The organism is Streptomyces sp. NPDC002125 (genome assembly GCF_053593715.1).
The window spans coordinates 95,493-110,095 of record NZ_JBSFDD010000031.1 but is presented as its reverse complement, the minus strand read 5'-3'; the positions used below and the strand labels follow the sequence as shown (position 1 = coordinate 110,095).

Annotated in this window: 13 protein-coding genes; 12 read left to right on the top strand and 1 reads right to left on the bottom strand. The window is 68.7% G+C overall.

Annotated features, from left to right (window positions below; translation table 11 throughout):
• From ACWCQM_RS35220 to ACWCQM_RS35185, 8 genes are all read left to right on the top strand, one after another.
• A partial coding sequence (locus ACWCQM_RS35220; protein ID WP_450919145.1) for an alpha/beta fold hydrolase occupies window positions 1-2,373 on the top strand: 2,373 nt, incomplete at its 5' end.
• Window positions 2,374-2,451: 78 nt separating this feature from the next.
• Complete coding sequence (locus ACWCQM_RS35215) at window positions 2,452-3,654, top strand: macrolide family glycosyltransferase (RefSeq protein ID WP_450919144.1); 1,203 nt, start codon at window positions 2,452-2,454, stop codon at window positions 3,652-3,654.
• A gap of 1 nt (window position 3,655) precedes the next feature.
• Complete coding sequence (locus tag ACWCQM_RS35210) at window positions 3,656-4,642, top strand: NAD-dependent epimerase/dehydratase family protein (protein WP_450919143.1); 987 nt, start codon at window positions 3,656-3,658, stop codon at window positions 4,640-4,642.
• Window positions 4,639-5,874, top strand: a complete 1,236-nt coding sequence (locus ACWCQM_RS35205; RefSeq protein ID WP_450919142.1) for a glycosyltransferase — start codon at window positions 4,639-4,641, stop codon at window positions 5,872-5,874. The genes ACWCQM_RS35210 and ACWCQM_RS35205 overlap by 4 nt, the downstream gene beginning before the upstream one ends.
• A gap of 54 nt (window positions 5,875-5,928) precedes the next feature.
• Window positions 5,929-7,053 carry a DegT/DnrJ/EryC1/StrS family aminotransferase gene (locus tag ACWCQM_RS35200; RefSeq protein WP_450919141.1) on the top strand — a complete coding sequence of 375 codons (1,125 nt, stop codon included), beginning with the start codon at window positions 5,929-5,931 and terminating at the stop codon, window positions 7,051-7,053.
• A 13-nt stretch (window positions 7,054-7,066) separates the two neighbouring features.
• Entirely contained in the window at window positions 7,067-8,131 is a 1,065-nt protein-coding gene (locus tag ACWCQM_RS35195; protein WP_450919140.1) for a glucose-1-phosphate thymidylyltransferase, read from the top strand.
• Complete coding sequence (gene rfbB / locus ACWCQM_RS35190) at window positions 8,128-9,111, top strand: dTDP-glucose 4,6-dehydratase (RefSeq protein ID WP_450919139.1); 984 nt, start codon at window positions 8,128-8,130, stop codon at window positions 9,109-9,111. Before ACWCQM_RS35195 ends, rfbB begins: the two co-directional genes overlap by 4 nt.
• The gene (locus tag ACWCQM_RS35185; protein ID WP_450919138.1) at window positions 9,108-10,508 is read left to right on the top strand and encodes an NDP-hexose 2,3-dehydratase family protein; all 1,401 of its coding nucleotides are present in this window, start codon (window positions 9,108-9,110) and stop codon (window positions 10,506-10,508) included. Before rfbB ends, ACWCQM_RS35185 begins: the two co-directional genes overlap by 4 nt.
• Window positions 10,509-10,529: 21 nt before the next feature.
• On the opposite strand, the gene ACWCQM_RS35180 is transcribed toward ACWCQM_RS35185, so the two are convergent.
• On the bottom strand, window positions 10,530-11,159 hold the full coding sequence (locus ACWCQM_RS35180) for an acyltransferase (RefSeq protein ID WP_450919137.1): 630 nt from the start codon (window positions 11,157-11,159) through the stop codon (window positions 10,530-10,532).
• A 215-nt stretch (window positions 11,160-11,374) separates the two neighbouring features.
• On the opposite strand from ACWCQM_RS35180, the gene ACWCQM_RS35175 reads away from it, so the two are divergent.
• From ACWCQM_RS35175 to ACWCQM_RS35160, 4 genes are all read left to right on the top strand, one after another.
• The gene (locus ACWCQM_RS35175) at window positions 11,375-12,376 is read left to right on the top strand and encodes a 3-oxoacyl-ACP synthase III family protein (RefSeq protein ID WP_450919136.1); all 1,002 of its coding nucleotides are present in this window, start codon (window positions 11,375-11,377) and stop codon (window positions 12,374-12,376) included.
• The gene (locus tag ACWCQM_RS35170; RefSeq protein ID WP_450919135.1) at window positions 12,364-13,134 is read left to right on the top strand and encodes a thioesterase II family protein; all 771 of its coding nucleotides are present in this window, start codon (window positions 12,364-12,366) and stop codon (window positions 13,132-13,134) included. Before ACWCQM_RS35175 ends, ACWCQM_RS35170 begins: the two co-directional genes overlap by 13 nt.
• A 72-nt stretch (window positions 13,135-13,206) precedes the next feature.
• Entirely contained in the window at window positions 13,207-13,485 is a 279-nt protein-coding gene (locus ACWCQM_RS35165) for an acyl carrier protein (RefSeq protein ID WP_450919134.1), read from the top strand.
• Entirely contained in the window at window positions 13,482-14,603 is a 1,122-nt protein-coding gene (locus tag ACWCQM_RS35160) for an acyl carrier protein (protein ID WP_450919133.1), read from the top strand. Before ACWCQM_RS35165 ends, ACWCQM_RS35160 begins: the two co-directional genes overlap by 4 nt.

Here is a 14,603-nt window from a genome sequence, read left to right as displayed (position 1 = left end):
TTCGTCGAGGTCAGTGCGCATCCGGTGCTGGTGATGAGTGTGCAGGAGCAGGCGGACGCTGCGGTCGTGGTGGGGACGTTGCGTCGTGATGACGGGGGCCTGGACCGGTTCTTCACGTCGTTGGCCGAGGCGTGGGTGCAGGGTGTGGAGGTGGACTGGTCTCAGGCGTTCGTGGGGACGGGTGCGTCATGGGTGGATCTGCCGACGTATGCCTTCCAACGCCGCCGCTACTGGCTGGAGAGCGGCGCCGCCGTCACTGGTGACATGGCCTCGGTGGGTCTGCTGTCCGCAGACCACCCCTTCCTCGGGGCCGCGATCGAGCTGCCCGGCTCCGACGGCATCGTGCTCACCGGGCGGCTGTCGGCGCAGGCGCACAGGTGGCTGCCCCGGCAGGACGGGGACGGGGGGGCCGTGCTGCCGGTGACGGCGTTCGTGGAAATGGCCCTGCGGGCGGGCGACGACGTCGGCTGCAATGTCGTGGACGAGCTGACGGTCCGTGCACCGCTCATGCTGTCCGCGCAGGGCGGTGTCCAGCTCCGGGTGAGGGCGGCGGAGCCGGATCGGACGGGGCGCCGCAAGTTCAGCGTCCACTCACGGACGGAAGCAGGCCCTTCCGATGCCCCGTGGGTGTGCCATGCCACAGGGGTGCTGGCCAGTGGTGACGAGGCTGTGCCGGCCTGGGACCTGGTGTCCTGGCCGCCGGCGGGAGCCACCGCGGTGGAGGCCGAGGACCTCGACGGCCTTTGGCAGGGGGCCGACGGCGACATGTTCGCCGAGGTGAGCCTGCCCGAAGCCGGCGACCAGCAAGGGGAAGCGGCACGCTACGGCCTGCATCCGGCGCTGCTCGACGCTGCCTTGGACGCCGCTCGGGTCCTTGCCAACGCAGGGGAGGACACAGACCGGTCGTGGCTTCCCTCGTCCTGGCAGGGCGTCTCACTGCATGCCGTCGGTGCCGCGACGCTACGTGTCCGGATCAGCGCCACCGGACGGCCAGGTGTGTACTCGGCCGCCCTCGCTGACATGACCGGTGTCCCTGTGGCATCGGTCGATGCGCTCGCGCTGACCCCGGCGGACGCCGTCGAACCCAGGGGTGACGTCCTGGGCTCCGAGGAGAGGTCCGGACGGCCGGCCGCGCGCCGGGGCGCGACCCGGCGTACCGCAGTATCGGCCGGTGCGACCGGTGAACCGGACCTCCGGCGGCGGCTGGCCGGGCTCGAGGAGGCGGAACAGATCCGTGTTCTGTCCGACCTGATGCGTGCCGAGACAGCCGTGGTCCTGGGGCACACCGCGCCCGAGACCGTTGAGCTCCACCGTGGATTCTTCGAGCAGGGCTTCAACTCGCTCATGTCGGTGGACCTGCGCAACAGGCTCGGTGCGCGGACCGGGCTCCGCCTGCCGACGGGGTTTCTCTTCGAGTACACGAATCCGACGTCCGCCGTCGCCTACCTGCGGAAGCAACTGACCGGCGCCGGTGCCTCCGACACCTCCGACGGCCCGCGAACCGCCGGCACAACGGGCACGAGCGAGGACGGAGCCGGAGCCATCGAGGCGATGTTCCGGCAGGCGCACGCCGCCGGGCAGCACTCAGCGGGTAACGAGCTGATCATGGCCGCGTCGGGCCTTCGGCACGCTTTCGACAGCGCGACGGCCGCCGAGCACCTTCCGGAGCCGGTGCGGCTGGCCGTGGGGGAGGCGCGTCCCAGGCTTTTCTGCCTCCCGGCCGTTGTGGCGACGGCCGGCCCTCAGCAGTACGCCCGTCTCGCCGAACACTTCCGCGACCGGCGTGACGTGACGGTGGTGCCGCAGCCCGGGTATGTGGACGGCGAGAGCATTCCCGCCGACATGGAGGCGCTCGTCGCGCTCCACGCCCAAGTGCTGCTGCGGTCCTCCGGCGACGATCCGTTCGTCTTGGTGGGCCACTCAGCCGGCGGCCAGATCGCCCACGCCGTCACGGCACATCTGGAGAGCCTCGGAACCCCGCCCAGGGGCCTGGTGCTGCTCGACGTGCCCTGGCCGGATGACGACGAGGCCAACAACGAGGTCGGGGTGGCGATGCTGGGTGTGGTCTTCGACCGCGAGGCGAAACTGGGCGGCGGAATCATGAACGACACCCGGCTCAGCGCCATGGGCGGATATCACCGGATTCTCGGTGCCTGGCGGCCTGAACCCATCAAGACGCCCACTCTGCTGGTTCGTGCCACCGAGGCGATGCCGTCCTCGTCGGGAGCCCCGGAAGACGCACACGTGCTGCACATCGACTGGAAGCTGGACCACACTGCCAGGGAAGTGGCGAGTGACCACTTCGGCATCGTGGAAGAGCACGCCGAAATCACGGCAGGCATTGTCGAGAAATGGATCGATGAAATAGCCTGAGGCTTCCGACAGGCATCGACAGGTAGTTCAGAAATACTCTCCTTTTTCGTTCGTGCATGGTGAACTGGAGTTCTTCCATTGAAGAAGCACATAGCTGTTTTCGGTGCCCCGTACCAGGGGCATGTGAATCCCACACTCGCGGTGGTCGCCGACTTGTTGGGCCGAGGACACCGGATCACTTACGTCACGACGGACCAGTTCGCGGGAGCGGTTTCGGCAGCGGGAGCCAAGGCCGTCCCGTACGAGTCGGTCTGGCCCGCCAATCGCAGTGTGGCGGCGGAGATATCGGCCGAGGAGATGGTGGAGGGACCGCTCCAGCTTCTTCGGGAGAACATCGCGGTCGCGACCGCAGCCGAGCGTGAGCTCGCCGCTGATCTGCCCGATCTCGTGCTGTACGACACGCTCATGAACTTCGGGGCCCGGGCTCTCTCCGAAAAATGGGGGAAGCCGGCCGCGCAGATCATTCCCCTGCTCGCGTCGAACGAGCACTTCTCCGTACTGCAGGCACTTTCGGAGGAATTCCCCGCCATCGACCCGCAGCATCCTGCGCTGGTCGAGTTCGGTATGAAACTCGTCGAGTTCAGGGCCGGTCACGGTCTGCCCGCACCGGGCCCCGGTGACTTCCTCGCGGCGTCGGAGGACCTCAACCTGGTCTGTGTCGCCGCGGACTTCCAGCCCGCCGTCGAGACCTTCGACGACCGGTACGTGTTCGTCGGTCCGAGCCTCCCGGACTCCGCGGCCCGGCCGGCGTGGACCCCGCCGCAGGACGGCTCGCCCGTGCTGCTGATCGCACTCGGGACCCTGTTCAACGAGCGACCGGACTTCTACCGGGCATGCGCCGAGGCGTTCGCGGACCTGCCCTGGCACGTGGTCATGGCGACCGGCGACCACGTCGACCCGGCGGACCTCGGTGACCTGCCCCGCAACTTCGAGGTACACCGGCAGGTGCCGCAGCTCGCCGTGCTGGAGCACGCCCAGGTCTTCGTGACGCACGCGGGCATCCGCAGCACGATGGAGTCGCTCGCCGCCGGAACGCCCCTGGTGGCCGTCCCGCAGTCGGTGGAGCTGGACTTCACCGCGCGCCGGATCGCGGACCTGGGCCTCGGTGTCCGGATCGCCCGGCAGGAGGCCACCCCCGAGGCCCTTCGCGAGGCCGTGCTCAAGGCAGCCGAGGACCCGGAGATCCGGCAGCGGGTGGCCGCCACGGCGGAGCGGGTCCGTGCGGCAGGCGGTGCGAGCCGGGGTGCCGACGAGATCGAGGCGTACCTGGGGCGACGCTGACATGGCACCGGACTACTGGGCCGACCGGACGGTCCTGGTCACCGGCGGGCTCGGCTTCATAGGCTCGCACGTCGTCGAGGCGCTGCTCGGCCGGGGCGCAAGAGTCCTGTGCGTGTACCGCCGCGACAAGCCGGAGGTGCGGGCCGAGTTCCCCGTCTCGGAGGCGCTGTCGACCATGTGTGCCGACATCCTCGACTACGACGCGTTGCTGGTCGCCGCCGAGACGGTGCCCCGTATCGACGCCGTCATCAACTGCGCCACTCTCGACGGAAACATGCAATTCCTACTGGAGCAATCGGGCCGGATGTTCGACGAAAACATCCGCATGGTCTCCAATGTGCTGAAGCTGGCCCGATACTGCGAAATGCGGGACGTGGTGCTCATCAGCTCGGCCGAGATCTACTCGTACGAGAGCGAGAAGCCCATGCGGGAGGAGGACGACCATCGTCGCCATATGGAGTTCTCTCCGAATGGCTACCGAATGTCCAAGATGTTCACAGAGGTGGCGGCGGCTCTCTACCGCGAACAGTTCGGCATGAGGATCTACACGCCTCGCCCCACCAATGTGTACGGCCCGCGGGATGATTTCGGCACAGCCACCAATCACGTCATACCGAACATGCTGATGAAGCTGGCGTCCGGGGAGGACGTCGAGATCTGGGGCGACGGCAGCCAAACCCGAACGTTCATACACGTGAGCGATCTCGTGCGCGCGATTTTGTGTATGGTGCAGTCGGGGGTGTACGAGACTCTCAACATCGGTACGCAGGAGTCCGTTTCCATCCGCGATCTGGCCTATCTCCTGGCTGAGGCCACCGGGCGGACGAATGGGGTCCGTTTCGACCCGGACAAGCCCGTGGGAGCTGCCCGCAGGGCTCTCGACCTCGAAAGATTCCACAGCGTGGTCGATTTCACCCCGAGATCGCTGAAGAGCGGCATAGCCGACACAGTCCAGTGGTACCAGAAGAACTTGCAGAGGGTCCGATGAAGGTTTCATTGCAGACGTTCGGGACGCGAGGCGACGTCCATCCTTTCGTGGCGCTGGGGATCGGGCTGCGCGACCGCGGGCACGAGGTGTCCGTGGCCACGTCGGTGGACTTCAAGTCGATGGTGGAACAGGCGGGCCTGGACTTCCGGGAGATACCCGGCAACAGCGCCGACTATTTCGCGGCGCCCGCCGTCATCAAGGCGATCCGTAAGAGCTCGTCGTCGATACGTACGGCGATGGCGATGGAACGGCCCACCACGGACGAGGTCGCGAACTCCCTGGAGAAGATGCAGGAGGCCGCGGAGGGCGCCGACTTCCTCCTTACTTCCCTGATCGCGCGCGGCTGCGGCTACGCCGGCCCCGGCCTCCCCTGGGGCACCGTCTCCTGGTGGCCGATCACGGAGACGAGTGAGTTCCGCGCGTACAAGACCCCGGATCTGCCGCTGGGGCGGGCGTACACCAAGCTCACCCACACCCTGTCCGCGCAGATGGAGTGGGCCTGGCAGCGTCCGGCGGTGAACGTGGTCCGCGCCCGCCGCGGTCTGCCGCCCGTGAAGAAGTCGCCCGTCGGCCGGCTCGGCGTCGAGCAGCCCATCCTCTATCCCTACAGCCCGGCCTTCATGCCCCCGCCGGCCGACTGGCCCGCACATGCGCACGTCACCGGGTACTGGGTCCGGGAGCGCCCGGACGAGGAACCTCCCGCCGGTCTGGCGGACTTCGTCGACAGCGGCTCGAAGCCGCTGGTACTGGCGCTCGGCAGTGCCTGGCCGGTGTACGGCGAGGAGACCTTCGCTCTCGTACGCGACGCGGTGCGTGGTGCCGGTCGACGGCTCATCGTGGTCGGTGGTCCGGAAGGTACGGCATCCGACGACGTGTTCCGGGTCCAGGAGGTCGACTACGGCTGGCTCTTCCCGAAGGTGGCCGCCGTCATCCACGGGGCCTCGTTCGGTACGACGGCCGACGTGCTGCGCGCCGGAGTGCCGCATCTGACTCTGCCGTGCTGGGCGGACGGCCCGTACTGGGCGGACCGGCTCGCCGAACTCGGCCTGTCCGTCCCGCCGGTGCCGTTCCAGAAGATGACGCCCGAGAGGCTGCGGGAGGCCGTAGCCGCCGTCGTCGGCGACCCCGGACTGGCCGGGAGAGCCGCTGCGACCGGTGAGCGCGTGCGCGCCGACCGGGGCGTCGAGACGGCCTGCGACCTCATCGAGGACTGGGGCAACGCGGCGGCCTGAGAGCACCGTTCACGAAAGTCAACCTTTCACCACGGCTTGGAGGCTGAACCACCCATGACCACGTATGTCTGGGACTATCTGCCGGAGTACGACCAGGAACGCAAGGACATCCTCGACGCGGTCGAGACAGTCTTCAGCTCGGGCCAGCTGGTGCTGGGCGCGAGTGTCCGCGGCTTCGAGGAGGAGTTCGCCGCGTATCACGGCGTACGCCACTGCGTCGGCGTGGACAACGGCACCAATGCGGTCAAGCTGGCCCTCCAGGCGGTCGGTGTGGGCCCCGGAGACGAGGTGATCACCGTGTCCAACACGGCGGCCCCCACCGTCCTCGCCATCGACGGAGTCGGCGCCACCCCCGTCTTCGTCGATGTCAGGGCCGACGACTTCCTGATGGACACGGACCAGGTCGCCGCAGCCGTCACCCCCCGCACCAAAGCCCTGCTGCCGGTGCACCTGTACGGCCAGTGCGTGGACATGGCCCCCCTGGAGGCCCTCGCCGCCGAGCACGGCCTCGCCCTCGTCGAGGACTGCGCGCAGGCACACGGCGCCCACCACCACGGCAGGGCCGCCGGATCGATGGGGGACGCGGCCGCCTTCTCCTTCTACCCGACCAAGGTCCTGGGCGCTTACGGGGACGGCGGCGCGGTCCTCACCGACGACGGAGAGGTGGACGCGGCTCTGCGGAGGCTCCGCTACTACGGGATGGACAAGGTCTACTACGTCGTCCAGACCCCCGGCCACAACAGCCGTCTGGACGAGGTGCAGGCGGAGATCCTGCGGCGGAAGCTCACCCGCCTGGACACCTACGTCGAGGGGCGCCGTGCCGTCGCCCATCGCTACGAGGAGGAGCTGGCCGACCTCTCAGGCCCCGGCGGCCTGCTCCTGCCCCAGGTCAGCCCCGGGAACGACCACGTCTACTACGTGTACGTGGTCCGGCACCCCCAGCGTGACCAGATCATCGAGCGGCTCAAGAACGAGCACGACATCTCGCTCAACATCAGCTACCCCTGGCCTGTGCACACCATGACCGGCTTCGCACACCTCGGATACGGCAAGGGGTCCCTCCCGGTCACCGAGCAGCTGGCCCAGGAGATCTTCTCGCTGCCCATGTACCCGTCGCTGCCCGCGGACCTCCAGAGCACCGTGATCGGTGCCCTGCGCGACGTCCTCACGACCCTCTGAGAAGGAGTCACCGGTGAAAGCGCTGGTGTTGTCCGGAGGTATGGGGCTGCGGCTGAGGCCGTTCAGCCACTCCACGCCCAAGCAACTGATCCCGCTCGCCAACAAGCCAGTCCTGGTTCATGTCGTCGAGGCGCTCAAGTCCCTCGACGTGACCGAGATCGGCATCGTGGTCGGAGACCGCCCCGAGAAGATCGCCGAAGCCCTCGGGGACGGCTCCGAGCTGGGCGTACGACTCACCTACATCCAGCAGGACGCTCCGCGCGGCCTCGCGCACTGCGTCGCCATCTCCCGCGACTTCCTTGGCGACGACGACTTCGTCATGTACCTGGGCGACAACCTCCTCACCGAGGGCGTCGTCGAGATGGCCCGTGAGTTCCGCGCCCACCGCCCGGCCGCCCAACTGGTGGTCCACCAGGTCGCCGACCCGCGTGAGTTCGGCGTCGCCGAGGTGGACCGGACCGGACGTGTGCTCCGCCTCGTGGAGAAGCCGGAGAACCCGGTCAGCGATCTGGCGCTCGTCGGTGTCTACTTCTTCACACCGGTCATCCACCAGGCCGTGGCCGCGGTCGAGGCAAGTACCCGCGGTGAGCTGGAGATCACCGACGCGATCCAGTGGCTGGTGGCGAGCGGGGCAGATGTACAGGCCCGCACCTACACCGGCTACTGGAAGGACGCCGGCCGCATCGAGGACGTCCTGGCCTGCAACCGCGAACTCCTCGACCGGCTCAAGCCTGCCGTGGACGGCGAGGTCGACGCGGAGAGCGAACTGATCGGGACGGTGGTGGTGGAGGCGGGCGCCCGCATCGTCCGCTCCCGGATCACCGGCCCTGCGGTCGTCGGCGCCGGTGCGCTGATTGAAGGCAGCTCCATCGGCCCGCACACCTCCATCGGCGAGGACTGCCTGCTGCGCGAGGCCCAGCTCAGCGACACGATCGTGCTGGACCGCGCGACCGTGCAGGGCGTCAGATCCATCCGCGGCTCGGTCATCGGCCGGGAGGCCAGCATCACGTCGGCGGACGCCGACGCCTCCCACCGCCTGATCGTCGGGGACCACGCCCGGGTGGAGGTGGCGGCGTGAAGCTCCTGGTGACCGGCGGCGCCGGCTTCATCGGCTCCTGCTACGTCCGCGCCCTGCTCGATGGCCGCTACCCGGGGTACGAGGACGCCTCCGTCACCGTCCTGGACAAGCTGACCTACGCCGGCGAGCGGACCAATCTGCCCGACCGCCACGAGCGGCTGACGTTCGTCGAGGGCGACATCTGCGACCAGCACCTGTTACACGAGCTGCTGCCCGGACACGACGCCGTGCTGCACTTCGCGGCCGAGTCGCATGTGGACCGCTCCATCGCGGACCCGTCCGTCTTCGTCCGTACGAACGTCGTCGGCACGCAGAACCTGCTGGAGGCGTGCCTGCGCACGGGAGTCGAGCGGGTGGTGCACATCTCCACCGACGAGGTGTACGGCTCGATCTCCTCCGGCTCCTGGACCGAGGACTGGCCCCTGGCCCCCAACTCGCCCTACGCCGCGTCCAAGGCCGGAAGCGACCTGATGGCCCGCTCCTACGCGCGCACCCACGGCCTCGACGTGTCGATCACCCGCTGCTCCAACAACTACGGCCCCTACCAGCACGTCGAGAAGCTCATCCCGCTCTTCACCACCAGGCTGCTCAACGGCGAGACCGTGCCGCTGTACGGGGACGGCTCCCACGTCCGCGAATGGCTGCACGTCACCGACCACTGCGAGGCCGTCCACCTCGTCCTCAGCAAGGGGCGCGGCGGCGAGATCTACAACATAGGTGGCGGCGGCGAGCGGACCAACCGTCAGATAACCGAACTGCTGCTCGAACTGACGGGCGCCACGGCGGAGATGGTGCGCCACGTGACCGACCGCAAAGGTCACGACCTGCGCTACTCGCTGGACGACAGCAAGATCCGCGACGAACTCGGCTACGCCCCGGCCGTGGACTTCGAGCAAGGCCTCGGCGAGACAGTGGCGTGGTACCGCGCGCACCCCGACCGGTGGGATCAGGCCACCGCGGACCGGGGAGCGGCGGCGTGACGGCGGTTCTGGCGCACCCGGACGGGCTGCTGCACAACTGCGAGGACGCCGCACTGCCGGGCCGGCTGGCGGCCTCGGAGCGTGAACGGCGGGGAGTCCTGCTGCCTCTGGACGCGTTCGACGCGTGGTTCGACGAGCGCCGGGAGGCGCACCCCTTCCGGGTTGAGCAGGTCCCCTTCGCAGCGGCGGAGGGCTGGAGCTTCGACGACGCCACGGGCAACCTGGTGCACCGCAGCGGGCGATTCTTCAGCGTCGAGGGGCTGGCGGTACGGTCCGCCGACGGCCCGGTGCGCCAGTGGCGGCAGCCCATCATCCGGCAGCCCGAGATCGGCATCCTCGGCATCCTGATGAAGGATTTCGACGGGGTGCCGCACTTCCTGATGCAGGCGAAGATGGAGCCCGGCAATCCGAACCTGCTCCAGCTGTCGCCCACCGTGCAGGCCACGCGCAGCAACTTCACGGGAGTGCACCGAGGAGCGCGGGTCCGGTACTTGGAGTACTTCGCGGGGCCGGGCCGGGGCCGGGTGGTCACCGACGTCCTGCAGTCCGAGCACGGCACCTGGTTCTACCGCAAGTGCAACCGCAACATGATCGTGGAGGTCGACGCGCAGACCGAGGTCCCGCCGGCCGACGACTTCTGCTGGCTCACCCTGGGGCAGATCAACGACCTGCTCAAGCGGGACAATCTGGTCAACATGGATGCGCGTTCGGCGCTGTCCTGTCTCGCCCCCCTGCTGCCTCGTGCGGGGCAGGAGGCCGGCGCCCTGATGCCGACCGCTGAGCTGATGGGCTGGCTCACCGGGCAGCGCAGTGAACGTGAGATCGACGTCACCAGGATTCCGCTGCGCGACACCGAGTCGGAGGGCTGGCACCGCGGCCCGACGGAGATCGCCCGGGAGGACGGCCGCTACTTCGGGGTGGTGGCCGTCTCCGTCCGGGCCGGCAACCGGGAGGTGTCCGGCTGGCACCAGCCGCTGTTCGCGCCGCGTGGGCCGGGCGTGGTCGCGTCGGTCGTGCGGCGGGCGGGCGGAGTGCCGCACGTGCTGATGCGGGCACGCGCGGAGCCCGGCTTCCGGAGCGCGGTTGAACTCGGCCCCACCGTGCAGTGCGTGCCGGAGAACTACGACCCCGCCGACCGGCCGCCGCTGCTCGACTACGTTCTGAACGCCGATCCGGCCAGAGTCCTGTACGACACCGTCCTGTCGGAGGAAGGCGGACGGTTCCTGAACGCGGTCTCCCGTCACCTGATCGTCGAGGCGGACGACGGCCTGCCCGAGCGCCCGCCACCGGATTTCGCGTGGTTCAGCGTGCCGCAGCTGAACGCGCTGCTGCGGCACGACCAATACGTCAGCGTGCAGGGCCGCACCCTCCTGGCCTGCCTGAACTCGCTGTCCTGACAGTGCCCACGCACGCCCCCGTCACGAGAGGTCATCGTCCCTGTGCAGCACAACCGCCCCCACCGGGGCCGTCGCGTCCGTGGTGGTCTCGGTGTACCCCTCGCCCGTGACCGGGCAGCGGAAGCGGCCGTCCCCCTTGCCCTCCAGAGGTACGCCGGCGCGCCCCACCCACTTGACCCGGCGGGCCGGCGAGCCCGCCACCAGGGCGTAGTCCGGCACGTCACGGGTCACCACGGAGCCAGCGGCGACCAGGGCCCAGCGTCCGACGGTCACGGGAGCCACGCACACCGCCCGGGCGCCGATCGAGGCGCCGTGCCGGACGGTCACCCCGACCGGCGTCCAGTCCTGCGGTCCCTTCGCGACGCCGTCAGGGGTGAGGGCGCGCGGATGCGGGTCGTTGGTGAGCACTGCGGCGGGGCCGATGAACACCCCGTCCTCCACCTGGGCGGGCTCGTAGACCAAGGCGTGGTTCTGGACCTTGCAGTGGTCCCCGATCGTCGCCCCGGGACCGATGTAGACACCGCGGCCGATGGTGCAGCCACGGCCCACCACCGCGTCCTCCCGTATGTGGGCCAGGCCCCAGACGGTCGTCCCGTCACCCACCGTCGCGTTCTCGTCGACCTCGGCGCCGGCATCAATACGAGGTGTCACCGTTCCTCCTTCATCGGAAATGCGCATGGGTATATGGATAGCGGAAAAACCGTCCTGATTTCGCCGTGATGTACGTCACTCCGGCGGGGTGTGGGGTCGATGTCGAATCGACTTGACAAGGTGATCCTCATTGCATTTAGGTGGGCGTTGTAAATGCGGAAGCAGGGGAGGTTTTCGTCATGAAAATAAATGGTGTCTATATAGATTCGCTCGGGGTGCACCTCCCTGAATGGGTGGCCTCCGCCGAGGCGGAAGGCGCAAGCGATTACGCGCGCGGCGAGTTCGCCGCGGCGGGCCTGAAGGGCACGCACGTGGCCGGTGACGTGCCGGCCGCCGACATGGCCGTCCTCGCGGCTCGCAGCGCCGTCGCGCGCTCGTCGGCGCACCTGGACGCGATCGACTACCACGTCCACGGCAGCGTCTATTACCAGGTTCCGGAGGGGGCGTACGCGCCTGCCTACGTACTGCGTGAGCTCGGCGCCCGGGAAATCCCGTCGCTCGACGTGCAGCAGGGATGCAACAGCATGCTCGGCGGCCTGGAGGCCGCGATCGGCCAGATCACCGGCGTGGCGCGGCGGAACAACGTATTGATCACCACCGCGACGAATTTCAGCACCCCGCTCATCAACCGGTGGGGCGATTTCGGCACCTCTTCCATTTTCTCGGACGGTGCCGTGGCGGCCGTGGTGAACGGTCGTGGCGGATTTGCTGAGGTGCGGTCCCTGAATTCCGGAACGCTGCACAGTCTGGAGCAGTGGCACCGTGGTGAGGAATCACTTCTGCCGCCCGATGGCGGGGACCGGAAGTATTTCAACATGGGGGAGCGGTCGCAGTATTTCGTCGATAACGTCATGGAATTCTCCGAGCTCTTCGAGACCTTCGGAAAATTCGATCTCGGCATCATCAACGAGGCCGTTGTCGACGCGGGGCTGACCACCGACGAGATTTCCAAGGTCATCTCCATCAACGTGGACAAGAGGATGACCGAGCACGCGCTCATGCGCCCCCTCGGCATTCCCATGGACCGGCTGGTCTGGGAGTACGGCAGTTCGGTCGGCCACGCCGGCGGAGCCGATATCTTCATCACGCTGGAGCACGCCGTACGCACCGGTGAGCTGGTGCCCGGCGACCACGTCCTGATGACCTCCCAGGGCCCGGGCTGGGTCTGCTCCGCCTGTGTGCTCACGATCGGGGAGCGGCCCGCGTGGGAGGCGTAGACACCGGAGCGTGGATCCACCGGTACGCGCCGGCGCCGGACGCGCCGACGCGGCTCGTGTGCCTTCCGCACGCCGGAGGCTCCGCATCGTTCTTCCTGCCCGTGGCCAGGGCGATGTCACCGGAGACCGACGTCCTGTCCGTCCAGTACCCGGGGCGCCAGGACCGGCGTCTCGAACCGTGCGCCGCCTCGGTCGACGAGCTCGCCCGCGGAGTGGTCGAAGCCCTGGCCCCCTGGCTGGACCGGCCGGTCACCCTCTTCGGGCACAGCATGGGCGCCATGGTGGCGTTCGAAGCCGCCCGGCTGCTGGAGAACGCGGGCACGGTGCCGCTCGGAGTCATCGCCTCGGGCCGCCGCGCGCCCTCCCGCACCCGGCCGCAGCACGCTCCGGTGCACCTGCGCGACGATCAGGGCCTGATGGACGAGATCCGGCAGCTGAGTGGCACCGACGACCGGCTGCTGGCCGACGAGGAACTGCTCAAGATGATCCTGCCCGCCATCCGTGGCGACTACCGGGTGGTGGAGAGCTACGCGTACCGGCCGGGGCCGCCACTGACCTGTCCGGTGCTCTCCCTCATCGGTGACACCGACCCGCAGGTGACGGACGAGGAAGCGAGCTCCTGGTCCGAGCACACCACCGGACCGTTCACGAAGACCGTGTTCCCCGGCGGGCACTTCTACCTCAACTCGCAGGCTGCGGAAGTGATCCGGGTCATCTCCGAACACATCCGCACCACGCGGGCCGGGGTGGCCCGCTGACCGGCACCATGCCGCCCCTCGCACTGCCTCACGATCGGGGCCGAGTACATACGAAGGAAGGTCGACCGAGAAGTGAAGCCCGACCGGGACAGCATCGCCGGCGAAGTCAAGCGTGTGGTAATCGCCGAACGCGGGCTCGCCCTCCAGCCGTCCGAACTGGCCGACGGCGAACCACTGGACGGCGAACTGCTGAAGATTTCGTCCATGGCGCTGCTCGGCATCCTCACGCGCCTGGAGGACGAGCTCAGCACCGGCCTCCCGGACGACCTCTTCGCCGGCCGCTCGTACAAGACCGTCCACGACCTCATCGTCCTGGCGTGCGACGGGGCCGAGGAGGCCGGGTCCCGGTGAACGACTTCCCCGCGCACGCGCACCGGCTGGACTGCCTGCAGGCCAATCTCGCGCTGCTCGCCGACCGGCACCACGGTGCGGCCACCCACCTGCGGCTCGGCGCCCCGCTCCGCTTCGCGCCGCGACCCGCGCCGGAGAGCCCGCCCACCGGTCTGCTCACCGTGGAGCCCACGCTGGACCAGCACCTGGAAGACGCCGCGGAACTGCTGGGCCTCGCCGTGGCGCAACGCCGTCGGCACGCTCCCGGGTCGAGGGTGGACGTCGACGCCCCGGTCTACCTGATCGCCGACGCTTACCACCTGCCCTGGGTGCCGTACCACGGAACCAAGCACGTGGAACACAGCTTCCTGGCCGAGCCGGACGGCGACGGCCTCGTCATCAGCGACGCCTATCACAACGACACCCGGTGGGGCCCCGCCCGCCCGTTGCGACGGACGTACTCCAGGCCCGAATTCGTCGCGCTGATCGAGGCGCTGCCCGAAGGAGCCGAGAGCGTAAGGCTCGCCCCCAGCCCGCTCGGCCCCCCGCCCGAACCCTCCTGCCCTCCCGGCTCCGTCAGCGCCGCGGACTACCTGCGCGGCTATGCCGAACACCCCGACCGACGGGCGGCGCTCGAAGCGTTCACCCTGGAGACCTGGCTGCTCGCACGATCGAGGTGGCTGCATGCCCTGTACGTCGCGGAACTCGGAGGGGTGGAGCTCAGCGAGACGGTACGGCTGCACCTCGGAAGCTGGGACAGCCTCGTCGAGCATGCCTACCTGGCGTTCCGCCGCGTCGACCGCGGCCGGGCCGAGCCCGGCGGCCTCATGGAGCGGGCGGCAGTGACTCTGCGCGGGGACACCGAGGTCCTCGGAGTGCGCGGCACGGTCCGTCAGACCGTTTCCTCGGTACTGGGAATCACCCAGGAAGCTCTGGCGGCAGGAGAGCTGACGGTGCATCGGGAATTCAATTCCCTTCGCATGGTCGAGATCGTGGAGGCCCTCGAGGACCGGTTCGCCGTCGAGTTCGAGCCGGCCGATCTGGTGCCGGAGAACCTCCAGCACATTGACAGCCTGTCCGCGCTGGTGCGGCGCGCACTCGGCGATGTGAAGAACGACGTTACAACGAGAGGGAATTGA

What these genes read in the sequence shown, in the direction of transcription:
- ACWCQM_RS35210 (WP_450919143.1), top strand. Translation starts at nt 3,656, where the DNA reads ATGGCACCGGACTACTGGGCCGACCGGACGGTCCTGGTCACCGGCGGG.
- ACWCQM_RS35205 (WP_450919142.1), top strand. Translation starts at nt 4,639, where the DNA reads ATGAAGGTTTCATTGCAGACGTTCGGGACGCGAGGCGACGTCCATCCT.
- ACWCQM_RS35200 (WP_450919141.1), top strand. Translation starts at nt 5,929, where the DNA reads ATGACCACGTATGTCTGGGACTATCTGCCGGAGTACGACCAGGAACGC.